21 protein-coding genes are annotated in these 23,120 nt (G+C 64.3%); 8 read left to right on the forward strand and 13 right to left on the reverse strand.

The genetic code is table 11. The features are described from left to right. The first annotated feature begins 46 nt into the window (after positions 1-46). The 7 genes from nadC (at position 47) to AC0L4C_RS17605 (ending at position 7,668) form a co-directional block, all read left to right on the forward strand. The gene (gene nadC, locus AC0L4C_RS17575) at positions 47-913 is read left to right on the forward strand and encodes a carboxylating nicotinate-nucleotide diphosphorylase (RefSeq protein ID WP_473401009.1); all 867 of its coding nucleotides are present in this window, start codon (positions 47-49) and stop codon (positions 911-913) included. After that, a complete protein-coding gene (gene cysQ, locus AC0L4C_RS17580; protein WP_473401010.1) occupies positions 910-1,707 on the forward strand; it encodes a 3'(2'),5'-bisphosphate nucleotidase CysQ in 798 nt (265 codons plus the stop codon). Before nadC ends, cysQ begins: the two co-directional genes overlap by 4 nt. Before the next feature lie 132 nt (positions 1,708-1,839). Beyond that, positions 1,840-2,388, forward strand: coding sequence for a helix-turn-helix transcriptional regulator (locus tag AC0L4C_RS17585; RefSeq protein WP_473401011.1), 549 nt, complete (start codon positions 1,840-1,842; stop codon positions 2,386-2,388). A gap of 12 nt (positions 2,389-2,400) precedes the next feature. Beyond that, positions 2,401-3,612 (forward strand): efflux RND transporter periplasmic adaptor subunit, encoded by a 1,212-nt coding sequence (locus tag AC0L4C_RS17590; RefSeq protein ID WP_473401013.1) that lies wholly within the window; start codon positions 2,401-2,403, stop codon positions 3,610-3,612. Further along, on the forward strand, positions 3,609-6,929 hold the full coding sequence (locus AC0L4C_RS17595; RefSeq protein WP_473401014.1) for an efflux RND transporter permease subunit: 3,321 nt from the start codon (positions 3,609-3,611) through the stop codon (positions 6,927-6,929). Before AC0L4C_RS17590 ends, AC0L4C_RS17595 begins: the two co-directional genes overlap by 4 nt. 111 nt (positions 6,930-7,040) lie before the next feature. Beyond that, entirely contained in the window at positions 7,041-7,280 is a 240-nt protein-coding gene (locus AC0L4C_RS17600) for a type II toxin-antitoxin system prevent-host-death family antitoxin (protein ID WP_473401016.1), read from the forward strand. A gap of 31 nt (positions 7,281-7,311) precedes the next feature. Further along, entirely contained in the window at positions 7,312-7,668 is a 357-nt protein-coding gene (locus AC0L4C_RS17605; RefSeq protein ID WP_473401017.1) for a type II toxin-antitoxin system death-on-curing family toxin, read from the forward strand. Between the two features lie 20 nt (positions 7,669-7,688). Here the strand turns inward: AC0L4C_RS17605 and AC0L4C_RS17610 are convergent, their stop codons facing one another. The 11 genes from AC0L4C_RS17610 to AC0L4C_RS17660 all read right to left on the reverse strand — a co-directional run bounded on the left by AC0L4C_RS17610 (position 7,689) and on the right by AC0L4C_RS17660 (position 18,645). Continuing rightward, positions 7,689-9,584: an ABCB family ABC transporter ATP-binding protein/permease gene (locus AC0L4C_RS17610; RefSeq protein WP_473401018.1), complete on the reverse strand. Its 1,896-nt coding sequence runs from the start codon at positions 9,582-9,584 to the stop codon at positions 7,689-7,691. A gap of 1 nt (position 9,585) precedes the next feature. Beyond that, positions 9,586-9,912 carry an ArsR/SmtB family transcription factor gene (locus AC0L4C_RS17615; RefSeq protein WP_473401019.1) on the reverse strand — a complete coding sequence of 109 codons (327 nt, stop codon included), beginning with the start codon at positions 9,910-9,912 and terminating at the stop codon, positions 9,586-9,588. Positions 9,913-9,978: 66 nt separating this feature from the next. Beyond that, the gene (locus tag AC0L4C_RS17620) at positions 9,979-11,961 is read right to left on the reverse strand and encodes a LysM peptidoglycan-binding domain-containing protein (protein WP_473401020.1); all 1,983 of its coding nucleotides are present in this window, start codon (positions 11,959-11,961) and stop codon (positions 9,979-9,981) included. A gap of 39 nt (positions 11,962-12,000) precedes the next feature. Next, complete coding sequence (cimA, locus tag AC0L4C_RS17625; RefSeq protein ID WP_473401021.1) at positions 12,001-13,605, reverse strand: citramalate synthase; 1,605 nt, start codon at positions 13,603-13,605, stop codon at positions 12,001-12,003. A 5-nt stretch (positions 13,606-13,610) separates the two neighbouring features. Continuing rightward, a complete protein-coding gene (locus AC0L4C_RS17630) occupies positions 13,611-14,087 on the reverse strand; it encodes a GFA family protein (RefSeq protein WP_473401022.1) in 477 nt (158 codons plus the stop codon). Beyond that, positions 14,084-15,046, reverse strand: coding sequence for a prolyl aminopeptidase (pip, locus tag AC0L4C_RS17635; RefSeq protein WP_473401023.1), 963 nt, complete (start codon positions 15,044-15,046; stop codon positions 14,084-14,086). Before pip ends, AC0L4C_RS17630 begins: the two co-directional genes overlap by 4 nt. Then, entirely contained in the window at positions 15,043-15,549 is a 507-nt protein-coding gene (locus tag AC0L4C_RS17640) for a GFA family protein (RefSeq protein ID WP_473401024.1), read from the reverse strand. Before AC0L4C_RS17640 ends, pip begins: the two co-directional genes overlap by 4 nt. Continuing rightward, positions 15,536-15,910, reverse strand: coding sequence for a VOC family protein (locus tag AC0L4C_RS17645; RefSeq protein WP_473403552.1), 375 nt, complete (start codon positions 15,908-15,910; stop codon positions 15,536-15,538). Before AC0L4C_RS17645 ends, AC0L4C_RS17640 begins: the two co-directional genes overlap by 14 nt. Before the next feature lie 5 nt (positions 15,911-15,915). Next, positions 15,916-16,476 carry an endonuclease domain-containing protein gene (locus tag AC0L4C_RS17650; RefSeq protein WP_473401025.1) on the reverse strand — a complete coding sequence of 187 codons (561 nt, stop codon included), beginning with the start codon at positions 16,474-16,476 and terminating at the stop codon, positions 15,916-15,918. Further along, positions 16,458-17,867: a cysteine--tRNA ligase gene (cysS, locus tag AC0L4C_RS17655; RefSeq protein ID WP_473401026.1), complete on the reverse strand. Its 1,410-nt coding sequence runs from the start codon at positions 17,865-17,867 to the stop codon at positions 16,458-16,460. Before cysS ends, AC0L4C_RS17650 begins: the two co-directional genes overlap by 19 nt. A gap of 310 nt (positions 17,868-18,177) precedes the next feature. Then, positions 18,178-18,645, reverse strand: coding sequence for a c-type cytochrome (locus AC0L4C_RS17660; protein WP_473401027.1), 468 nt, complete (start codon positions 18,643-18,645; stop codon positions 18,178-18,180). Between the two features lie 296 nt (positions 18,646-18,941). Between AC0L4C_RS17660 and AC0L4C_RS17665 the strand changes: the two genes are divergently transcribed. After that, positions 18,942-20,111, forward strand: a complete 1,170-nt coding sequence (locus tag AC0L4C_RS17665) for a DUF2865 domain-containing protein (protein WP_473401028.1) — start codon at positions 18,942-18,944, stop codon at positions 20,109-20,111. On the opposite strand, the gene gltX is transcribed toward AC0L4C_RS17665, so the two are convergent. Further along, positions 20,056-21,387 carry a glutamate--tRNA ligase gene (gene gltX / locus AC0L4C_RS17670; RefSeq protein WP_473401029.1) on the reverse strand — a complete coding sequence of 444 codons (1,332 nt, stop codon included), beginning with the start codon at positions 21,385-21,387 and terminating at the stop codon, positions 20,056-20,058. The two genes, AC0L4C_RS17665 and gltX, sit on opposite strands and share 56 nt — an antisense overlap. Further along, positions 21,384-23,060: an NAD+ synthase gene (locus AC0L4C_RS17675; RefSeq protein WP_473401030.1), complete on the reverse strand. Its 1,677-nt coding sequence runs from the start codon at positions 23,058-23,060 to the stop codon at positions 21,384-21,386. The genes gltX and AC0L4C_RS17675 overlap by 4 nt, the downstream gene beginning before the upstream one ends. Between the last annotated feature and the right edge of the window lie 60 nt (positions 23,061-23,120).

The following is a 23,120-nucleotide window of genomic DNA, read 5'->3' on the forward strand; positions in this document are numbered from 1 at the left end:
AGCGGAAATTCTTGCCAGCGCTGCGGCCCGCGCGTAAACCGGCGCCGTGAAAAGCGCGCTCAACATTGGCGAAATCCCTCCCCTGCTCATCGAGCAGGCCGTGCGTGCGGCCTTTGCCGAAGATTTCGGGCTGGCCGGCGACCTGACCAGTCAGGCGACCCTGCCCAGGGATGCTTCGGCCACCGCGACGCTCGCGACGCGCGAACCGGGGGTACTGGCCGGATTGCCACTGGTGGCCTGCGCCTTCCGGCTGATCGGCGACGGCGTGACGTTCGAGGCCAGCCACCGGGATGGCGACCGGGTCGAGGCCGGCGAGATCGTCGGCCGGGTCTGGGGCAATGCACGGCAGGTGATGTCGGCGGAGCGGACAGCGCTCAACTTCCTCAATCATCTCTCGGGAATTGCCACGCTGACCCGGCGCTTCGTCGATGCCATCGAGGGCACGTCGGCGCGGATCTGCGATACGCGCAAGACAACGCCGGGACTGCGGGCGTTCCAGAAATATGCGGTTCGCTGCGGCGGCGGCTCCAACCACCGCTTCGCCCTCGACGACGCCATCCTGATCAAGGACAATCATATTGCCGTGGCAGGCAGTGCCGCTGCCGCCTACAAGGCGGCGCGGGCGTTTGCCGGACATCTGGTGGCCATCGAGATTGAAGTGCAGACGCTTGCCGAACTCGACGAGGTGCTGGAGGCCGGTGCGCGCATCGTGCTGCTGGACAACATGGACAATGACATGTTGCGCCAGGCGGTGAACCTCAATGCGGGGCGAGCGCGGCTCGAGGCCTCCGGCGGCGTGAAATTGGACCGGGTGCGCTCGATTGCCGAAACAGGCGTCGACTATATCTCGACCAGCCAGATTACCATGGCGGCACCGCCGCTCGACCTCGGACTGGACGTCACCATCACATGATCATCGAGACGATGCTGGCGGCAGCCATTGCGGCCTCCGAGGTTATTCTCGAGGTCTACGGCCGGCCGTTCGAAGCCAACAGCAAGGCGGACGGATCGCCGGTGACGGAAGCCGATGCCAGGGCCGAGGCCGTCATCCTCGATTATCTCAGGCCGCTTGGCCTCCCCGTGCTGGCCGAGGAAAGCGTCTCCGCCGGCGATATCCCGGTGCTTGGAGACCGGTTTTTCATCGTCGATCCGCTGGACGGAACCAAGGAATTCGTCAAGCGGAACGGCGAATTCACCGTCAACATCGCGCTGGTCGAGCAGCGGGCGCCGAAACTGGGTGTGGTGCTCGCGCCCGTAACTGGCGACGTCTTCTGGACCGCAGCCGAGGGCGCGATGGCCGGCAGGCTGGTGGGTGGCCAGATCATTGACCGCCGCCGCATCGACACGGTGTCGGCGACGCCGTTGCGGATTGTCGCCAGCCGGTCGCACAAGCATGCCGCGCTGACCGAACTCTGCCACACGATGAACGTGACCGAGGATGTGTCGGTCGGCTCGTCGCTCAAGTTCTGCCTGGTGGCGGACGGCAAGGCGCAGCTCTACCCGCGCTTCACCCCGACATCGGAGTGGGACACCGCGGCCGGACAGGCCGTGCTGGAGGCGGCGGGGGGCGCCGTTCTGAACATGGACGGCACGGCGCTCGACTGTGGCCACGTCGAAAACAGCTTCCTGAATGCTTACTTTGTTGCAGCCGCAAGCCGTTCACTTGCCGTTCAGGCTGCCGAGATCATGCGTAGACTTGTCGCCTGACCCTTCGGGGCATGCGATTTCTGCATAGCAGCCTAACGTTTTATTTGCAGCCCGATCTGTTGCGATCTGCTTTCGGTGCATATATACGGCCGGCATATCCTAGTCCGACATATGTCCGCACGATAGGTTGCAATGAACGTTCGCACGATCTGCCTGGCCATTCTCTATGACGGGGAAGCCACCGGATATGAAATCCGCAAGCTCTCGGTGGAGGGAGAATACTCCTATTTCATCGACGCGAGCTTCGGCTCGATCTATCCGGCGCTGGCCAAGCTCGAGGTAGACGGACTCGTCACCAGCCGGGTCGAGCAGCAGGACGGCAAGCCGGCCAAGAAGATCTACGTGATCACCCAGGCGGGCCGGGCCTATTTCATCAATTCGATGTTCGAGAAGCTGGGCGAGGACGAGTTCCGCAGCGAATTCCTGCTGTTCCTGCGCTTTGCCTCGGAATTGCCGGCGTCGCTCGTCGAGCAGCGCCTCAACGAGCGGCTGGAACAGGTCTGCACCATTCTCGACGACTTCGATCGGCTCCGCAAAGAGCACACCCACCCGGGCGACACCTGGGTGATCAATTACGGACGCACCTGCATGCAGGCGGCGCACGATTTCATCCAGGCCCACAAGGGCGAACTGATCGCGCTGGCGCGTCCCGACACGGACACCGCCGCAGCGGCTGAATAGAGGGTTTTCTGAATGCGAGCGATTTATTCCTACGGCGTTGCCGGGCTGATCGTGATTGGTATCGGCGCCTGGCTATCGACCGGGACGCTGGTGATCGGCGGCAACGGCCCGGGCAATGGTGAAAAGCCGATCATCTCGCTGATCGACAAGGATGCCGAAACGGCCGAGGTGCATCATGGCGATGGCCCCGATCCGCACCTGACGATCGCCGAACGCGTCGCCGAGACTTCGGGCGCAAGCGCTCCGGCACAATCGGTCCGCACTGTGACCTACACGGTGCAGCCCATGTCCATCGAAGTGCCGCTGCGCGGCCGCACCGAGGCCAAGACATTGGTGTCGGTGGTGCCGCAGACGTCGGGCACTGTGCAGAAGGTGCTGGTCACCAAAGGCCAGACTGTTGCCGAGGGCGACGTGCTCTGCCAGCTCGATCCCGGTGATCGGCAGGCAGCAGTGGCGCAGGCCGAAGCGGCGCTGGCCACCGCCCAGAGCGCTCTCGATTCCAACGCCGCGCTCCGCCAGAAGGGTCTCGCGCCCGCCAATAGCGGATTGCAGCTGGAAGCAGCGCTCAAGCAGGCCCAGGCAGCACTCGACAATGCGACGACCGAACTCGGCCGCACCGAAGTGAAAGCCACCATTTCCGGCGTCGTTCAGGCGCCGCTGGCCAATGTCGGCAGCATGGCAGGCCCGTCGGCTCCCTGCGCCACCATCGTTCAGCTCGATCCGATGCTGTTCAAGACGCAGGTGCCGGAAGCCCGCATCAATTACGCCAAGGTCGGGTTGACCGCGACGGTCAAGACCGTCACCGGCGCCTCGGTCGAGGGCAAGGTGAGCTATGTCTCGTCGGTCGCCGACGATGCGACCCGCTCGTTCCCTGCCGAGATCGAAATTCCCAATGCCGACGGCAAGGTGCTTGACGGCCTGACCGCCGAGGCGGTGGTCAATGTCGGTACCGCCCCGGCGCATCTGCTGCCGCAGTCGGTGCTGACGCTCGATGAAAACGGCGGCCTGGGCGTGCGGGCCGTCGAAAACAGCAAGGTGGCGTTCTACCCGATCACCATTCTGCAGGACACGCGTGACGGCGTCTGGGTGACCGGACTGCCGGCCACGGTGGACGTGATTACCGTTGGCCAGGACTTTGTCACGGCCGGCCAGACCGTGAATGCAACGAATGTGTCGGCGACTGATGTCGCCACGGAAGCCATGGCTGAGGGCGCCCAATCATGATGGATTTTCTCGAACGCATCCTGCGCATGCCGCGGGTTGTTCTGACGGTTATGGTGCTGCTGCTGGTGGCAGGCTTCGGGGCGTATACGACGCTGCCCAAGGAGAGCTTCCCGGCAATCGACATCCCGTATTTCTATGTGTCGACCAGCCAGACCGGCGTGGCACCGGGCGACGCGGAGCGCCTGCTCGCCAAGCCGATCGAGGACCGCATCAAAGACATCGAGGGGCTGGAGAACTATACCTCCACCTCGACCACCGGCCATGTCTCGGTATTTCTCGAATTCAACGTGAATGCCGACAAGGACAAGGCACTGTCCGATATTCGCGCCAAGCTGGACGGCGTCTCGAGCGAACTGCCCGACGACGCCACCGAGCCGACGGTGACGGAAATCTCATTCTCGAACATGCCGACGATCTCGGTGGCGGTCTATGGCGATGTGCCCGAGCGCACCCTGGTGCAGCGCGCCAAGGACCTGCAGGACGAACTCGAGAGCATTCCGACCGTGCAGAGCGTGACGCTGTCGGGCTCGCGCGACGAACTGCTGGCTGTCACCATCGATAACAACCGGCTCGACGCCTATAACCTGACGGCGAGCCAGCTCTTCGACGCACTCGCCAAGAACAACATGGTGGTTGCCGGCGGTACGCTGGACACCGGCAACGGCTCGTTCAACGTCGAAGTGCCGGGCCTGATCACCACTGCCAAGGACGTCTACGACCTGCCGCTGAAGACCGACGGCGACACGGTGGTGACGTTCGGCGACGTGGCCACCATTACCCGCACCTTCAAGGACGCGACCGAATACGCGCACGTCAATGGCAAGCCGGCGATCACGCTGGGCGTGATCAAGAAGCTGGGCACCAATGTCATCGACATCTCCGATGACGTGCGGGCCCGGACGACTGCCTTCACGGCCGACTGGCCAAGCGGCATCGGCCACAGCTTCCTGATCGACCAGGCGGACTCGACCAAGGACCTGTTCCGGTCGCTGGAAGCAGCGGTGCTGACCGCCGTGGCGCTGGTGATGATCACCTGTGTGGCGACGCTGGGTGTGCGCCCTGCCCTGATGATCGGCACCTCGATCCCGATCTCGTTCATGATCGCGTTCCTCGTGGTGCAGATGCTGGGCATGACCATCAACATGATGATCATGTTCGGCCTGGTGCTGGCGGTGGGTGTGCTCGTCGACGACCCGATCGTGGTCGTGGAATATGCCGAACGAAAGCTGCAGGAAGGCGTGCCCAAGAAGGACGCCTTCATCATGGCGGCGCGCAAGATGTTCATACCGGTGGTTTCGGCCACCTTCACGACGCTGGGCGCCTTCGTGCCACTGCTGTTCTGGCCGGGCATCATCGGCAAGTTCATGAGCTACCTGCCGATCATCGTGATCGTGGTGATGATCGCGTCACTGCTGTCGGCGCTGGTGTTCATGCCGATCATCGGCGCAATCATCGCCTCGACCCATGTCGACCCCAAGGCCAAGGAAGCTGCGGACATTGTCATGTATCCGGACAAGTTCGAAGTGAACAAGGTCAAGGGCTTCACCGGCGGCTATGTGCGCATCCTGCAGACGCTGATCCGGCACCCGATCCTCACCCTGACGGTGGGCTTCGGTCTCGTCATCGGTATCTTCGTCGCCTATGGCATGAACCCGACCGGGGCCGAGGCCTTCCCAGCTTCGGAAGCCGAGTTCGGTACCGTGAACGTGGTGGCGCGCGGCAACTACTCGCCCAACGAGATCCGCGACTTCCTGGTCGAGGTGGAAAAAGAGATCCTGCAGGTGCAAGGCATCCAGGACGTCATCATGACATTTGGCGGCGGCAGCAGCGGGCTCAGCGGCAATGGCGGTCCGCCGGACACCATCGGCCAGTTCCAGCTGCAGCTGCTGCCGTGGAACGACCGCGTCAAGGCCGAGGAAATCTTCCAGAACATCCGTGAGCGGGTGAAGGACATTTCCGGCCTTCAGGTGCAGATTGCTGCCCAGGAGAACGGCCCGCCGGCCGGCAAGGCGATCAACCTGCGCGTCGAGTCGACTGTCTATGCAGAGCTGCTGCCGGCCGTCACCAAGCTGCGTGACTACGTCGAGAACGAGCTTGGCCAGACCATCGACGTCGAGGACGGCCGTCCGTCCCCGGGCATCGACTGGCAGGTAACGATCGATCGCGTCGAAGCGGCCAAGTACGGCATCGGCGTGCGCGAGCTCAGCCCCTATGTGCAGCTGGTGACCTCGGGCGTGAAGCTCGGGACCTATCGGCCCGACGATGCGACGGACGAACTCGAAATCCGGGTTCGCCTGCCGATCGAGGAGCGCACCTTCGATACGCTGGACTCCTTGCGGATCGTGACCTCGCAGGGCCTGATCCCGGTGTCGAACTTCCTCGAGCGCAAGGCTGTGCCCAAGGTCGCCAACATCACCCGTCACAACGGCGTCTATGCGATGTCAGTGGCGGCCAACCTGCAGCCCGACGTGGCGGCCGACGAGAAGATCAAGACCCTGCAGGCCTGGGAAGCGACGCAGACCTGGCCGTCTTCGGTCAAGATCGTCTATGGCGGCGCCGAAGAGCAGATCGACGACACCAACGCGTTCATCGTTTCGGCGTTCGGCGCAGCGATGTTCCTGATCTTCCTGATCCTGCTGCTGGAGTACAACAGCTTCTATCAGGTGGTGGTGACGCTCACGACGGTGATCATGTCGCTGGCGGGTGTGCTGCTGGGCATGATGGTCACGGGGATGAGCTTCTCGGCGATCATGACGGGTCTCGGCATCGTGGCACTGGCCGGCATCGTGGTGAAAAACGGCATCGTTCTGATCGATACCTACAACCACTATCGCCGTGACGATCATGTCGAGCCGATCAAGGCGATGCTGATCACGGCCAGCCAGCGTGTGCGGCCCGTGCTGCTCACCGCGACGGTGACGGCGCTCGGTGTCATCCCGATGGCGCTCAACATCGAGTTCGACTTCATCCGCCGCGAGGTCGTGGTCGGGGGTATCGCCGGGTCATGGTTCGTCCACCTGTCGGCGGCGCTGGTCTCGGGCCTCTTCGTGTCCACCGCCCTGACGCTGGTGATGGTGCCGGTGATGCTGACTGCTCCGCATGTGATCGGCGCTTCGGCGATGCGGATCTGGGCCTCGATCGCCGGCTTTTTCGGCAAGCTTCTGGGCCGCAAGACTGCGGTTACTCCGGAGGGAGCCAGGATCGAGATCCCGGCAGATGCCGACTCCGCCGCCAAGTATATCGGCGCGGATGGTTCGGGACTGGTCGAGACCGAGCAGGATGGCGTGACCGTGGTGTCACGGCAGGCGGCCGAATAGGCCCTGCTCCCGACCAAATGCAAAGGCCCGCAGCGATGCGGGCCTTTTTATCGCTTTCCGAACGCTGGCGGCATCGCCTATTTTAGCTGAAATAGCTAGTTGAGGTCACTCATGGCCGATTTCACTGCGACTGACGCAAAGAACAAGTTCGGGCAAATCCTGGAATTGGCCCAAGCAGAACCGGTTCACATCACGAAAAATGGCTGTGACGTGGCGGTTCTGATGTCGCAGGAACACCATGCCGACCCTTTGGCACGGGCCGGTGCACCTAGCGTCAGACCGCTTGTCGAACAGCTTCTGGAACGCAGCATTCAGCGTCGCAAGTCACTCTATGAAGCACTGGCAAAGTAGCCCAGGGTGAATGCCTATCTGACCATCGAAGATGGTCTTGCATATCCATGCCAGGCTGATCGAGGCTTTTGGAGGTGCCGAAGGCGTTCGCGACCTTGGACTGGTTGAGTCAGCTCTGCTGCGGCCGCAGACGGGCTACTATGCTACCATTGTCGAGGAGGCTGCCGCACTGTGGGAGAGCCTCGCCATGAACCACGGGTTCGTCGATGGCAACAAACGAGTAGCCTATGCTTGCGCCGAAATCTTCCTTGCCCTCAATGGCCTCGAAATTGACGCGACCAATGATGAACTGGAGCAGTTCATCTACGAGCACCTGGAGGCAAAGACTTTCGTAAAAGAGGTGCTGCAGGATTGGTTAGGCCGGCACACCGTGCCGCTGGAGCCCTAGCACCAGCGGTGCCCCCTGCTCTACTCCGCTGCCGGCAGGCCGCGCTTGACGAAGCCGTCGGGATCGTTGGCGGTCTGGAGCAGCTTCTCCTCGGCCTCGGTGGCCTCGCGCTGGCGGTTCCACATCTGGGCGTAGAGCCCCTCCTGAGCCAGGAGATCCTGATGGTTGCCGCGTTCGGCAATCACCCCTTCGCGCAGCACCAGAATCTCGTCGGCTTTGACCACAGTGGAGAGGCGGTGCGCGATGACGACAGTGGTGCGGTTGGCCGAGACCACGTCGAGCGCTGACTGGATGTCACGCTCGGTCTTGGTATCGAGGGCCGAGGTGGCCTCATCGAGGATGAGGATGGAGGGCTGCTTGAGGATGGTGCGGGCGATGGCCACGCGCTGTTTCTCGCCGCCAGAGAGCTTGAGGCCGCGCTCGCCCACAGGTGTATCGTAGCCCTTGGGCAGCGTGTCGATGAAGGGGCCGACCTGAGCCATGGCGGCCGCTTCGCGGACCTCGTCGATGGTCGCGCCGGGGCGGCCATATTCGATATTGTAGCCGATGGTGTCGTTGAACAGCACGGTATCCTGCGGGACCATGCCGATCGAGGAGCGCAGGCTTTCCTGGGTGACGTCGCGCAGATCCTGGCCATCAATGGTGATGGCACCACCGGTGACGTCGTAAAAGCGATAGAGCAGCCGCGAGATGGTGGATTTGCCGGCGCCCGTGGGCCCGACAATGGCGACGGTCTTGCCGGCGGGCACTTCGAAGCTGACGCCCTTGAGAATGGCACGGTCGGGATCGTAGCTGAACGTGACGTTCTCGAAGCGGATCACCGGACCGGTGACGGCGAGCGGCCTGGCGCCCGGCTTGTCGACGATCTCGGGGTCCTGGTCGAGCAGCTTGAACATCTCCTCGATATCGGTGAGGCCCTGGCGCAGTTCCCGGTAGACGAAGCCGATGAAGTTGAGCGGACGGTAGATCTGCATCAGGAAGGTGTTGAGCAGCACGAAATCGCCCAGCGTCAGCGTCCTGGCCAGAACGCCGTTGATCGCCATGACGCCGATGACCAGGAAGCCGCCGTAGAAGATGACCGCCTGGCCGAAGTTGAGCACGCCCAGCGAGGTCCAGATGCGGATGGCGGAGCGCTCGTACCCGGCCATGGAGGCGTCGTAGCGGTCCGCCTCCATCTTCTCGTTGGCGAAGTACTTGACCGTCTCGTAGTTGAGCAGACTGTCGATAGCCTTGCCGTTGGCATCGGTGTCGGAATGGTTCATGTCGCGGCGAATGCCGATACGCCAGTTCGACGCCTTGATGGTGAAGAACAGGTAGCCCCAGATCGTGGCGATCAGCACGCCCAGATAGCTGATGCCGAACATCCAGACGAAGATCACCGCCGTGATGGCGAACTCGACGATCGTGGGCGCGATGTTGAGCATGGTGAAACGCACAATGGTTTCAATGCCCTTGGTGCCGCGCTCGATGACACGGCTGAGGCCGCCGGTGCGGCGCGCCAGATGGAAGCGCAGCGACAGGCGGTGCATGTGGTGGAAGGTGCGCAGCGCCAGCTTGCGCACAGCATTCTGGCCGACGCTGGCAAACAGCACATCGCGCAACTGCTGAAACCCGGCATCGATGACGTTGCCCAGCACATAGGCGATGACCAGCACGATCGGCACGGCGAGGCCGAGGATCAGCGTGCTGTCAGGCGCGGTGCCGTCGAGGCTGTCGATAATGCCCTTATAGGCAAAGGGAATGAGCGTCGTGGCAACCTTGGAGAGCAGCAGGGCGCCGATGGCGAGGACGACGCGCAGCCGCAGGTCTGGCCGGTCGTCGGGCCACATATAGCCCCACAGATTGCGCACCGTCTGCAATAGGTTGCTATCGTCGGCATCGACTGTGGGCTGCTTGCCAGCCGTATCTGAAGACATATCAGGCCGTTTCTATGGTCCTGTAGGGCACCGAAATGTCGGAGATCAGTCCCTGAAACAGGCCGTTGGTGGCAGCGCCGAGCGACCGGAGACGGTCCTCGCGCAGTTTGTAGCAATTGCGCGTGCCGCGGGCCTCGCGCACGACGAGATCGGCGTCGAGCAGAACCTTGATGTGCTGACTGACGGTCGACTGGGCCAGCGGCAGACACTGGGTAACGTCGGTACAGCAGCAGCTGTTGGCCTGCTTTTCGGCAAGAATGCGCAAGATGCTCAGCCGCACGGGGTGCCCCAGTGCGCGCATGACATTTGCCAGATCCTCGTCTTGCATGGCGTTTTCGTTCATCGTTGAACAGCGATAGAAGAACTTGGGAAGGGGCGCAAGCTGCCTTGTCGACTAGTTCCCGCTATCGGCGGGCTGCAGCGGCGGCAGATCGAAGACCTGACCGGGGAAAATCCGGCCCGGCCGGGTTATCACCGCCCGGTTGGCGTCAAAAATCCGCTGGTACTGGCTGCCATCGCCATAGACGCGCCGGGCAATGGCCCACAGCGTCTCGCCCCGGCGAATGATGGCCTTGCCGGACTTGAAGCGCAGCATGGCGGGATCGGCGGTGGGGACGCCGTGGAGGGTCGGCACGTCCGCGTCGGGCTCAGGTTCCGATTCAACGGCGGCGGCCAAGTCCACGGCTGCGCTTGCGGAACCGCTGGCGCCGGTCTGCGCCGCGCCAGCGCCGCTGATGTCGATCTCGACCGCCGGCGGCGGGACATCGATAACGAAGTTGACCGCCGCGCTGGCCGACTTTGTCCCTTGCTGCGGCTGGTAGAGGTCGATGCGGATGCGTTGCCGCGGCAGGGTGAGGACGCCCTCCGCCTCGATCAGCCAGCGTCCGCCTTCCACCTTCGCCGAGGCGATGAACCTGTCCTGGACGAAGAGCTCGACCGTGGCGCCTTCGGGCCCTGCCCCGGCAAAGAAGTTGGCGCCGCCATCGATCTCGATGGCATCGATGCTCGGCGGCTGGTCCGGCACCGGCGTCATGGGCGTGGTGGAATCGGGCGTCGGGTCTTCCGGTACCGCTTCGGCGAGGCGCATGTCGGGCGCGACGGGCGCGGCGGGCGCGGCGGCAGGTTGCGGCGATGTCTCGGGAGCCTCGGCCGGATGCGGTGACGGTGTCTCCATATCTGGCGCCGGAGTCGTCAGTTCCGGGCCAGCCGGCGGGGCCTCAGCGGTGGTCTTGGGCTCCGGCGCAGCGACCACAGGCACAGCTGCTGAAGCCGGCACCTCTTGAGGCGTGGGGTCGGCAATCCCGGACGTTCCGGCGGCCGGCGTCTTCATGCGCCGCTGCTCCGACGTTGGCGCGCTCTGGGCGGCAGTTGGCGCGACCGGAGTGGGCTCGACGGTCTCGGGAGCCCTGGTCTCGGGCTTCGCGTCCTGGGGCCTGGCGACCTCGGGGTTGGCGACTGGTTCCTGGACGACAGCCGGGCCCGGCGACCGACCAGCGGGTGCCGGATCCGCCTCGGCGACGACAATCGCCGGAGTGTCCGGCGCTGTTGGCGGCTGCGGCTCAGACTGAACTTGAGGCTTGGTCTGAGATGCGGGCTCGGTCTGAGGCGCAGGCTGAGGCTGAGGCTGAGGCTGAGGCTGAGGCTGAGGCTGAGGCTGAGGAAGCGCTACCGCTTCGGCATCCGCTGTCACCATCGGCGGCGCATCGCCGACAGCTGGAGTTGCAACAGGCTGAGCGACGGGAGCCGCCGGCGACACATCAGCGTCCTGGTCGGGTTCTGGAGACAGTGCAGGTGCAGGCTCGACCGGCGGCGCGGGCCCGGTGGAGGGTGTTGATGGCCCGGCCTCCGGGGCGGTCGACGAGGTGATGACGGGGCTCGATGTCCTGTCTTCGGGGATGACCACCGTAAAGCTGTGCGGCGAGCGGGCGTTGGAGCCGGTGATGCCGACCGTGATCTCGACCGTCCCGACCGCCAGTGGCCGGTCGGGCACGACCACCCAGTCGCCGCTGGCTTCGGCCATGGCCTTGCCGACGAGATTGCCGTTGGCAAACACTTCGACCTCGATGCCGGGCTGCGCCGTGCCCGCGACAATGACATGGCCATCAGGCTCGACGCGCACCAGGTTGGGGTCAGGGTCGGCGGGGTTTGTCTCCGCCGGGACGGCGGGAGCCAGCGGCGCGGCAGGCTCGGGCAGCTCCGGCTCGGCCGGCGGCAGCAGGCCGATTTCGACGATGTCCTGGCGCAGACAGGCCAGCAGACCATCGGGATTGTCGGCGCAGCGCAGGAAGGCGGGACCGGCGACAACCAGGCAGGCGACGACCAGCGTGCCGGCCGCCGCCGCAAAGGTCATCCAGAGCGTCCTGTTGGACGATGCCAAAGCCGTTCTCCCGGTAGAGAGGCAGGAGCGGCGTGCGGATCAGGCGGCCGAGGCTCCTGCCTCAGTCTTCATCAGCTTATAGGTAATGGATTCATAAAGTGCCTCGAATGAGGCATCAATGATGTTGGGCGAGACGCCGATAGTGTACCAGCGCTCGCCGGTGTTATCGCGGCTTTCGACCAGTACACGGGTGACCGCGCCCGTGCCGCCGTCCAGAATACGGACCTTGAAGTCGACCAGTTCGAGGTCACCGATGCGATCGGAATATTTGCCGAGGTCCTTGCGCATGGCGGTATCGAGAGCGTTGACCGGGCCGTTGCCCTCGGCCACCGACATCAGGCGCTCGCCGTCGACGACGATCTTGACCACGGCCTCGGTGACGGTGATCTCCTTGCCCTGCGCGTTGTGGCGGCGCTCGACGCTGGCGCGATAGCTTTCGACGTCGAAGAATTTCGGCGAGGTGCCGAGCACGCGGCGCGCCAGGATGGCGAAGCTGGCATCGGCGCCATCGTAGGAATAGCCGCGTGCCTCGCGTTCCTTAACGGTCTTGAGCAGCTTTTCCAGGCGCGGATCGTCCTTGGCGAGATCGATGCCATGGCGCTTGAGGGCGGTCAGCAGGTTGGACTTGCCGGCCTGCTGGCTGACCATGATGGAGCGCTCGTTGCCGACGCTCTCGGGCGGAACATGTTCGTAGCTCGAGAAGTCCTTGGCAAGCGCCGAGGCATGGATGCCGGCCTTGGTGGCGAAGGCTGAGGCCCCGACATAGGGCGCCTGCCGGGCCGGGGCGCGGTTGAGGATTTCGTCGAAGGCCCGCGACACCTGGGTCAGATGGGTCAGTTTTTCGGCGCTGATACCGGTTTCGAAGCGGTCGGCGAAGGCGGGCTTGAGCAGCAGGGTCGGGATCAGGGTGACGAGATTGGCATTGCCGCAGCGCTCGCCGATGCCGTTCAGCGTGCCCTGCACCTGCCGCACGCCCGCCAGGATCGCGGCCAGCGAGTTGGCCACGGCCTGGCCGGTATCGTCATGGGCATGGATGCCGATCCTGTCGCCGGGAGCGACCTTGAGCACCGCACCCACGATCTCCTCGACCTCGGACGGCATGGTACCGCCATTGGTGTCGCAGAGTACGACCCAGCGCGCTCCGGCGGCGAGCGCCGTGCTCACGCATTTGAGCGCATAGTCGGGGTCTTCCTTGAAGCCATCGAAGAAGTGCTCGCAGTCGATCAATGCCTCCTTGCCGGAAGCGACAGCGGCGGCAACGGTTTCGCGCAGGCTCTTGAGATTTTCGTCGAGCGAGATGCCGAGCGCGACCTTGACCTGTTTGGGCGAGGTCTTGGCGACGAAGCAGGCAGCGCTGGCGCTTGAATTGAGGACGGACTGCACGCCCGGATCGTTGCCGACCGAACGGCCGGAGCGCTTGGTCATGCCGAAGGCGGTGAAGGTCGCCGCTTGGGTGCGCTTTTCGGCAAAGAACTGGTCGTCGATGACATTGGCGCCCGGAAAGCCGCCCTCGATATAGTCGACGCCAATCTCCTCGAGCAGGGCAACAATCGAGATCTTGTCCTCGAGCGAGAACTCGACCCCGGCGGTCTGTGCGCCGTCGCGAAGTGTGGTGTCGAACAGGTAGAGGCGTTCCTTGGGCATAACTCTTACTCGGTGGGTGGCCAGACGGCCGTGTCATGATCGGGATGCTGGTGGTTGGAGGCCGCGATGGCGGCCGCCGACGTCGGGTGGCGGTCCTCGATCGAGGGCACGTCGGGCAGCGCGCCAAGGTCATTGGCCCAGCTCATGCGGCTGTCGGTGCCGTGCTGGTCGATCGGTGGAAAGGCCTCCGGGTCATCGAGCGAGCCGATGGAGATGCTGATCCAGCCACCACCAATGTGCACGAACGAGAGCGGGGTACCGCAATCGCGGCAGAAGCCGCGCTCGACGAGGTCGGAGGAGCGGAAATAGGCGATCTCGCCCCGCGTCACCTCGAATGTCTCCTTGGGGCCTCCCACCAGCGGCGCGTAGAAGGCGCCGAACGCCTTCTGGCACATGCGGCAGTGGCAGATGTGGGCGCCCTCGGGCTTCCTGGTGAAGCGATAGCGAACGGCGCCGCACTGGCAGCCTCCCGACCAGTTCATATGAACTCTCCCCTGGCAAAGCGGTCGGCGGCCATGATCAGGTGGTGCAGCAGGCCGGGCTCGCTGAGCACGTGGCCCTGCCCCTCCACCAGGATGAACTCGGCCTCCGGCCAGGCCTTGTGCAGGTCCCATGCCGTCTGCACCGGACAGGCCATGTCATAGCGCCCCTGCACGATGACCGCGGGAATATCGCGCAGCTTGTGCGCGTCGCGGATCAGTTGCCCCTCCTCCATCCAGCCTTCGTGGACGAAGTAATGGTTCTCGATGCGGGCGAAGGCCAGCGCGTATTCCGGATCGTAGAAGGCGTTGCTCACCGATGACTCGGGCAGCAGGGTGATGGTTTCGCCCTCCCAGCGCGCCCATTCGCGGGCGGCGTTGAGGCGGATGTCGCGGTCGGGATCGACCAGACGCTTGCGGTAGGCCGCCATCAGGTCGCCGCGCTCGGCCTCGGGAATGGGGGCGACGAAGCGTTCCCATTTGTCGGGAAAGAGCAGCGAGGCGCCGTGCTGATAGTACCAGAGCAGTTCGGCACGCCGCAGCGTGAAGATGCCGCGCAGCACCAGTTCGCTGACACGCTCGGGATGGGTCTGGGCGTAGGCCAGGGCGAGGGTCGAGCCCCAGGAGCCGCCGAACACCAGCCACTCGTCGACGCCGACCATCTCGCGCAGCTTTTCGATGTCGCCGACGAGGTCCCAGGTGGTGTTGTGCTCGAGCGAGGCAAACGGCTTGGACTTGCCGCAGCCGCGCTGGTCGAACAGCAGCGCATCGTAGCGCGCCGGGTCGAAGACGCGCCGCTGGCTCGGCGACATGCCGCCGCCGGGACCGCCATGCAGGTAGACCGCCGGCTTGGCGCCGGGCGTGCCGATCCGCTCCCAGTAGATCTGGTGGCCATCGCCGACATCCAGCCAGCCCGAAGCATAGGGCTCGATCTCGGGATAGAAGGTGCGCAGGTCGGTCACTTCGATGCTCCTCCGGGCGGCCACGCATCGGTGTCATGGTCGGGATGCTGGTGGCTGGTGAGAGTGCGCATGAACTCCACCCAGTCGGGCGGGTATTCGGTGCGGACCGGCAGTGAGGTCAGGCCATCAAAGAACGGCAGCTTGTCCGCCATGTTGACCTGCATGACCGGCGCCACACGTGTCGGATCATCGAAGGCGCCGATGGCGATCTCGATTTGCTGCTCGGGCGGCCGATGGATTTCCTCGTAGGTCAGCGGCGTACCGCAATTGCCGCAGAAGCCGCGCCTGATCTTGTCCGAACTCTCGAAATATTTCGGCGCGCCGCGGGTCCAGACCACATCGAAGCTGGACACCAGCGGGCCGAAAAAGCTGCCGAAGGCCTTCTGGCACATGCGACAGTGGCAGATGGTGGCGCGACCGACACGACCGATGCGAAAACGCACCGCACCGCACTGGCAACCGCCGGTCAGATCCTCGGGCGCCGCGGTCTCATTCGGGGGCATGGCACACCGCCTCGATATTGTTGCCGTCGGGGTCGAGCACGTAGGCGCCGAAATAGTGCGGATGGTACTGGGCGCGCAGCCCCGGCGCGCCATTGTCGCGGGCCCCCATCGACAACGCGACCGAATAGAACGCCTCGACCTGGGCCCGGCTGGCCGCTGTGAAGGCGACGTGCGTCTCGCCCCGCGCATCAGCGCCGTTGGAAATCCAGAACGTCGGGTGCTCCTTGCCAAAGCCGGCAACCCGATCGCGACCGAAGCTCATGTCGGCCAGCACATCGATCCCCAGCGTCGCCAGCGCCTCGCGATAGAGCGCAAAGGACCGATCGAAATCGGAAACCTTCAGGCCGACGTGATCGAGAATGGCACTCATGACGCGCGCTCCTGCAGGGCGTGCCAGATGGCATCGGCGACAGAAATGGCTTCGAAATCAACCTGGTTGTTCCAGAAGCGAAGGACGCGCAGCCCTTCAGCACGGAACCACGTATCGCGCGCCCGATCGCGCACGGATGCGGCATGCTGCGAACCGTCAAGCTCGACGATCAATCGCCGAGAGAAACATGCAAAATCCGCGATGTAGGGACCGATTGGGACCTGGCGGCGAAACTTGAAAGCGGCGAAGCGGCGGTCCCGCAATATGGCCCAAAGCTTCTGTTCCTGCGGAGTCTGCGTCCGGCGAAGACGACGTGCCGCGCCACGATTGAACGGCCGCAACCTCCGATGGTGCCCGCCTCCCTTCTCCCCTTGCGGGAGAAGGTGGCGCGCAGCGCCGGATGAGGGGTCTGCGGTGCTCTCGTTGCGCGCTGCAAAAGGAACTTCCGAGAGCGTTGGGGCATACCCCTCATCCGCCCTTCGGGCACCTTCTCCCGCAAGGGGAGAAGGGGACAGCGGCAGGTCTGGTTGGCTGGCGGTCACCGCTTGACCTCCCATTTGGTCACGCGCTCTCCGACCTCGTTCTTGGAGTCCATCAGCTGGATACCCTGAGCGAGGAGGTCGGCGCGGATCTCGTCGGCCCTGGCGAAGTCCTTGGCCTGGAAGGCGGCGAGACGGTCGGCGATGGCCGTCTCGATGACGGCGGTGTCGATGTCGGTGGTCTCGGCCTGCAGCAGGCTGTCGAGGGTGAAACCGAAAAACAGCAGCGTGGCGGCCAGGCATTCGACGGCGGTCTCGGTGCCGCGTGCCGCCTTGCGGGCGATGACGTCGAGAGCGACCGAGGCACGATGGAAGTTCAGGTCGTCCGAGAGGGCATCGATCACCGAAGCATCCGGCGGCGTGGTCTCGGCATGGCGAGCGGCGGCGGCGATCGTCTGCCAGTCACGCAGCTTCTTTTCCGCCTCCTCGAGCCGCGCCACCGAGAAATCGATCGGCTCGCGATAGTGGGTCATCAGCATGGCGAGGCGCAGTACCTCGCCCGGCCATTTGCGGCCGCCGAATTTTTCTGTCGCCAGCAGCTCGTTGATGGTGATGAAGTTGCCAACCGACTTTGACATCTTCTGGCCTTCGACCTGCAGAAAGCCATTGTGCATCCAGACGTTGGCCATGGCATGGGTGCCATGGGCGCAGCGAGACTGTGCGATTTCGTTCTCGTGGTGCGGGAAGATCAGGTCGAGGCCGCCGCCGTGGATGTCAAAGACCTGGCCGAGATAGCGTTCGCTCATGGCCGAGCACTCGATGTGCCAGCCCGGACGGCCCCTGCCCCAGGGACTGTCCCAGCCCGGCTCGTCCGGAGACGATTGCTTCCAGAGCACGAAATCGGCGGGGCTGCGCTTGTGCGCATCGACGGCAATGCGGGCGCCGGCCAGGTTGTCGTCGAGGTTGCGGCCCGAGAGCTGGCCGTAGTCGGGCATCGAGCCGACGTCGAACAGCACCTCGCCACCCGCCTCATAGGCGTTGCCGCGCTGGATCAGCGCAGCGATCAGTTGCTGCATCTCGGCGATATTCTCGGTGGCCCGCGGCTGCACCGTCGGCTCGAGGCAGCCCAGCGCCGTGACATCGGCCATATATTGCAGGGCCGTCTTCTCGGTGACTTCGCGGATCGCCTCGTTGAGCGGCAGTTTGGGGAAATCGCGGACGGCGCGGGCGTTGATCTTGTCGTCGACGTCGGTGATGTTGCGCACATAGGTGACGTGGCCGGCGCCGTAGACGTGGCGCAGCAGCCGGAAAAGCAGGTCAAAGACGATGGCCGGGCGGGCATTGCCGATATGGGCATAGTCATAGACTGTCGGCCCGCACACATAGAGGCGGACGTTGTCTGCATCGATGGGCTCGAAAACGGCCTTTTCACGCGTCAGCGTGTTGTAGAGCCGCAGTTTGACGTCCATGACAGTTCCCCAAGCCAGACAGATTGACGCTGGCAGCGGGCTCTTCGGGTGACAAACTGGAGATGAAGAAAACCGCGCCGCCGACCGAAGTTAGCGGATAATGATGCAACCGATAATGCAGATCGCGCGGTGCGCCGTGGTTTTCATGGTCGCAATCTGACTGCAACGGCCCGTGAAATCAAGCGCTATCGGGAGTCCGGGCAAAGCGGTGCATGCACCGGCCGCGGGCCAAGGGGGCGCGGACCGGGAGGGTCAGAGGACCTGGCCGGAGGGCGACCCGGTGGGATCGCCCCTCGGCAAAGGCTGGAGATTACTTGCCGCGGAAGGTCTGGTGGCACTCGCCGCAGGTCGCGCCGATCGTCTTGAGGGCCGCACCATAAGCCGCGGTGTCACCGGCAAGAGCTGCGGTCTTCATGTCGTTGGCGCCAGCCAGTGCCTTGGCGAAGATGGCGTCGAAGGCCTCCTTGTTTTCCCAGATGGCCGGCAGCGCCTTGGAGTCACCGAGGATCGACCCTTCAGGGTACATGGCCGGGAAATTGGCGAAGTTCTTGATGAGCGTATCGGCCGCCGCGACCGCCTCGTCCCCGCTCAGGCTGCCAGCGCCGCGCATCAGGCCGCCATTTTCCTTCATGGCATCCTGGCGCATTTCAACGAGCTGTTCGGGGGTCATCGTGGCGAGCGCCGGATCGACCATTGCATCCTGGGCAACTGCGCCGGCGACAAGGCTGGCGATCATGGCACCGGCGGCGAAGACGCCGGCAAATTTCGAAAGGGACATCGGGGGAGCTCCATTTGGGGACGGCCTGTCAGTCTCGCAGCTTTGCAAGATATTTCATGATCTTGCCAGTGACGCTGCTGCAATTGGGAGCCTAATGCCGATTGCAGGCGTTGGCATCGGTGCACAGGATCACGAACGTCCTTCTGATGCTCACAGGTTGGTGATGCGACGCTATCACACATGCTCAAGGCGGTCTTAACGCAGTCGCACTATGTGCTAAAGGTCAAGGTAACGGGCCGCACCGTCTCGCTTTGGGCGCATTGAAACGCCAGGACAGCGGCAGCTAGAGAATGCACATGTCATCAGCCTCGAACATCGCCTTGCGCTTTGCCCTTCTCCTCCTGACCGGAATGGCGATGCTGATGCTCGATGTCGCGACGGCGTTTGCCCAATCGTCCAGCTGCAATCAGCTGTCCGCCACGCTGCAGACGCTTGAGCGCAATCGCGCCTACCAGACGTCGCTGGATGGCGCCGGCGCCGCCCGCAGCCTGCAAAGGCAGGTGCAGCGCAATGAAAGTGCCTATATCCGCGGCGGCTGCAATGACGACGCCAAGGCCGGACGTCGGCTGAGCCAGCAGTGCCGGGCACTGGCCCGGGAGATCACGACTGGTCGCGAGGAAGTGGCCAACATGTCGCGCACGCTGGAAACCGGCAATGCCATCGCCCAGCAGCGCGAAGCCATCCTGCAGGAAATGGCGCGCTTCAATTGCGGTAACGGCTCACGTGCGCGGGTGATCGACCGGAACGGCCAGCTCATTTCCGGCGGCCGCAGCCGCGGCAACCTGTTCGAGCAGCTGTTTGACGCGCTTGGCGACAGGTTTGATGGCGATGGCGGGCTGCGCGGCGGCGAGTTCGAGCCGTTCGGCGGCTACCATACGGTGCGGACGCTCTGCGTGCGCAAGTCCGACGGCTTCTACTGGCCGATCAGCTACTCGACCCTCACCGACTATGTGCAGAACGACCTCGAGGCCTGCCGGTCGCAGTGCCCGACGCTTGATGTCGACCTCTACTATTACGACAATCCCGGGCAGGAGGTTGAGCAGATGGTCAACGTCTATGGCGAGCCCTACACGGCGCTGCCCAATGCCTTCCGCTTCCGCACCGAGATCGACAAGACCGCCACCTGCAAGCAGACCAATACCTTCGGTTCGGTGACGCTGATTGCGACCGCGGACGGATCATCGCGCGCCATGATCAACTATAACGGCCTCGATTTTCCACTGCCGGTGCGCGATCCGCGTGGCCAGCAAGCGCAGATCACCACCGTGGCGCTCGACACATCGATGTTCGTTCAAGTGCCGTTGCCGCGCCGCCGGCCGGCCGCACCAGGGGAAACACCCAAGCCGGTGCCGGTGGCACCGATCGCCAGTGCTCAGTCGGAACGCATCGTACAGTTCGGCGACAAGCGCGTCAGGGTAGTCGGTCCAGACACGCCTTACGCCCCAACAGCGGCAACAGGGACTTGAGTTCGGGCCCCTGCTCGCGTCCGGTCAGCGCCAGACGGAGCGGGTGAAACAGCGCCTTGCCCTTGCGGCCGGTCTTTTCCTTGAGGACCCCTGTCCACAGCGCCCAGGTGCCGGCGTCCCACGGCTCGAGGGGCAGCATGTCCTTGGCCTGCGTCAGGAACTCCCGGTCCTCGTCGGCGATCACGGCTTCGACCGGTCCGTGCACCAGAACTGCCAGATCCTTGATATCGCTGAACTTTGAAAGGTTCTCGCGCAGCGCCAGCCAGAGCGGCTCGCTGTCGAGCTGCAGGGCCTGAAGACGCGGGCGGGCCGTTTCATAGTTCATGGCGTGAAGGATGCGGGCATTCAGGGTATCGAGCTCGGCCGGGTCAAAGCGCGCCGGGCCGTGCGAGATCATCGACAGGTCGAGGGCCTGACCGACTGCGGCGAGGTCTGGGTAAGGCTCGACGGCGAGGCTGGTGCCGGTGAGCACCGCCGCCAGGGCCACCGCGAGCGGCTCGTAGCCGGCGGCGCGCAGGTCGGCCAGCGATAACGACCCGAGGCGCTTGGACAGGCCCTCGCCATCGGCGCCGGTCAGCAGGTTGTGGTGGGCGAAGAACGGCACCTTGCCGCCGAGCGCCTCGATGATCTCGATCTGGGTGCCGGTATTGGAGACGTGATCCTCGCCGCGGATGATGTGGGTGATGCCCAGGTCGATGTCATCGACCACCGACGGCAGGGTATAGAGATAGGACCCGTCCTCGCGGATCAGCACCGGGTCGGACATCGAGGCGGTGTTGACCGTCTGTGGCCCCTTGATCATGTCGTCGAAGTGGACCGGCTTGCCGTCCAGCCTGAAACGCCAGTGCGGCCGTCGGCCCTCGGCCTCGAAGGCGGCCTTCTGCGCCTCGGTCAGATTGAGCGCGGAGCGGTCGTAGATTGGCGGCTTGCCCATGGCGCGGGCGCGGGCGCGACGGCGACCGAGTTCATCTTCGGTCTCGTAGGCGGGATAGAGCCTGCCGGCGGCAGTCAGCCTGTCGCGGGCCGCGTCATAGAGTGCGGTGCGCTCGGACTGCCGGACCTTTGCCGAAGGCGTCACGCCGAGCCAGGCCAGGTCCTCCTCGATGCCCTGGGCAAAAGCCTCGGTGGAGCGGGCCGTGTCGGTGTCGTCGAGCCGCAGGATGTAATCCCCCGAGCGGGCCGCGGCAAAGATCCAGTTCAGCAGCAGCGGGCGGGCGTTGCCGAGGTGCAGGTAGCCGGTCGGCGACGGCGCGTAGCGGACGACAGTGCCGGTCATGCGCCGGTCTCGTCGCGATAGCCGTTGGTAATGGGGTACTTGCGTCCGAGGCCGAACGCCTTGACCGAGATCTTGACGCCCGGCGCCGATTGCCGCCGCTTGTATTCGGCAATGTAGAGTAGCTTCTCGATGCGCTTGACCAGCGCACGGTCGAAGCGCCCCTGCCCCTTGGCGACGATGGCCTCGACCGAGAGTTCGTTCTCGACCAGACCTTCGAGAATCTCGTCGAGGATCGGGTAAGGCGGCAGCGAGTCCTGGTCGGTCTGGTCGGGCCGCAGTTCGGCGCTGGGCGCCTTGTCGATAATGGCCTGCGGGATCACCATGCCACCCGGCCCGTAGCAGTCGCCGGGCATGTTGGCATTGCGCCAGGCCGCCAGCTCATAGACCCGCATCTTGAGCAGGTCCTTGATCGGGTTGAAGCCGCCGTTCATGTCGCCATAGATGGTGGCGTAGCCGACGGCCATTTCCGACTTGTTGCCGGTGGTCAGCAGCAGCGAGCCGAGCTTGTTGGAGACGGCCATCAGATAGACGCCGCGCATGCGCGACTGGATATTTTCCTCGGTGAGGTCGAGCGGCCGATTGCCGAAGACCGGCTGCAGTTCCTGCAGGGCCGCATCCACCGGTCCGCCGATCGGCACGATGTCATAGCGGACGCCGAGGTAGTCGGCACAGCCCTTGGCATCGACGAGGCTGGCCTCGGACGTGTAGCGGTAAGGCAGCATGATGCAGTGCACATGCTCGGGCCCCAGCGCATCCACCGCCATGGCGGCGACCACGGCACTGTCGATGCCGCCCGAAAGGCCGAGGACCACGTCCTTGAAGCCGTTCTTGCGGCAATAGTCGCGCAAGCCGAGGACACAGGCGCGCCACGGCGTCTCGTTGACCGAAGTCAGGTCGGTGACATGCGGATCGGTACAGCGCCAGCCGTTGTCGGTCAGCGCCCAGTTCGAGATGATGAGTTCGCTTTCCCAGCTCTTGCCCTGGATAACGAGGCGCCCGCCCGGCTCGACGGCAAAGCTGGCGCCGTCATAGACCAGTTCATCCTGCCCGCCGACCTGGTTGAGATAGAGCATGGGGACGTTGTCTTCATGCACGCGCGCCTTCACCAGCTTCTTGCGGATGGCGTCCTTGTTGCGCCAGTAGGGCGAGCCGTTCGGGCACAGCAGGATGCGCGCCCCCTGATCGACCAGATGCGCGCAGACATTGGGGTGCCAGATGTCCTCGCAGATCGGGACTCCGACCGAGACGCCCTTGATGGTCATCGGCTCGGCCAGCGGCCCGGCGGTGAAATAGCGCTTTTCAAAGAACACGTCGTCGTTGGGCAGTTCGCGCTTGTAGCGGACGGCAACGACCTCGCCATTCTTGGCCAGGAGGACGGCGTTATAGAGCTTGTCGCCGTCACGCCAGACGCTGGGCAGTAGTACGCTGACCGCTGTCCCCGCCGTGGCTGCGGCAAGCTCGTGCGCGGCAGCCATGGCGTCGGCGACAAATTGCGGCTTTTCGAGCAGGTCCTCGGGGAAATAGCCGGTCAGGAACAGTTCGGAGAACAGCAGGATGTCGGCGCCCGCACCGACGGCATCGGTCAGGGCCTGCCGGGCAAGCGCCAGATTGGCCTTGAGCGCGCCAACCGTGGGGTTGAGCTGCGCCAGCGCGATGCGAAGTCTGTCGGTCACTGAGGGGCTCTTGCTGGGTAAAACCGCGGCAAGACTTAGCCTCTCACCCTGGTGAGAGCA

The sequence above is a fragment of the Devosia sp. J20-27 genome (assembly GCF_055808595.1).

What these genes read in the sequence shown, in the direction of transcription:
- cysQ (WP_473401010.1), top strand. Translation starts at nt 910, where the DNA reads ATGATCATCGAGACGATGCTGGCGGCAGCCATTGCGGCCTCCGAGGTT.
- AC0L4C_RS17585 (WP_473401011.1), top strand. Translation starts at nt 1,840, where the DNA reads ATGAACGTTCGCACGATCTGCCTGGCCATTCTCTATGACGGGGAAGCC.
- AC0L4C_RS17590 (WP_473401013.1), top strand. Translation starts at nt 2,401, where the DNA reads ATGCGAGCGATTTATTCCTACGGCGTTGCCGGGCTGATCGTGATTGGT.
- AC0L4C_RS17595 (WP_473401014.1), top strand. Translation starts at nt 3,609, where the DNA reads ATGATGGATTTTCTCGAACGCATCCTGCGCATGCCGCGGGTTGTTCTG.
- AC0L4C_RS17600 (WP_473401016.1), top strand. Translation starts at nt 7,041, where the DNA reads ATGGCCGATTTCACTGCGACTGACGCAAAGAACAAGTTCGGGCAAATC.
- AC0L4C_RS17605 (WP_473401017.1), top strand. Translation starts at nt 7,312, where the DNA reads ATGGTCTTGCATATCCATGCCAGGCTGATCGAGGCTTTTGGAGGTGCC.
- AC0L4C_RS17610 (WP_473401018.1), bottom strand. Translation starts at nt 9,584, where the DNA reads ATGTCTTCAGATACGGCTGGCAAGCAGCCCACAGTCGATGCCGACGAT.
- AC0L4C_RS17615 (WP_473401019.1), bottom strand. Translation starts at nt 9,912, where the DNA reads ATGCAAGACGAGGATCTGGCAAATGTCATGCGCGCACTGGGGCACCCC.
- cimA (WP_473401021.1), bottom strand. Translation starts at nt 13,605, where the DNA reads ATGCCCAAGGAACGCCTCTACCTGTTCGACACCACACTTCGCGACGGC.
- AC0L4C_RS17630 (WP_473401022.1), bottom strand. Translation starts at nt 14,087, where the DNA reads ATGAACTGGTCGGGAGGCTGCCAGTGCGGCGCCGTTCGCTATCGCTTC.
- AC0L4C_RS17640 (WP_473401024.1), bottom strand. Translation starts at nt 15,549, where the DNA reads ATGCCCCCGAATGAGACCGCGGCGCCCGAGGATCTGACCGGCGGTTGC.
- AC0L4C_RS17650 (WP_473401025.1), bottom strand. Translation starts at nt 16,476, where the DNA reads ATGGGAGGTCAAGCGGTGACCGCCAGCCAACCAGACCTGCCGCTGTCC.
- cysS (WP_473401026.1), bottom strand. Translation starts at nt 17,867, where the DNA reads ATGGACGTCAAACTGCGGCTCTACAACACGCTGACGCGTGAAAAGGCC.
- AC0L4C_RS17660 (WP_473401027.1), bottom strand. Translation starts at nt 18,645, where the DNA reads ATGTCCCTTTCGAAATTTGCCGGCGTCTTCGCCGCCGGTGCCATGATC.
- AC0L4C_RS17665 (WP_473401028.1), top strand. Translation starts at nt 18,942, where the DNA reads ATGTCATCAGCCTCGAACATCGCCTTGCGCTTTGCCCTTCTCCTCCTG.
- gltX (WP_473401029.1), bottom strand. Translation starts at nt 21,387, where the DNA reads ATGACCGGCACTGTCGTCCGCTACGCGCCGTCGCCGACCGGCTACCTG.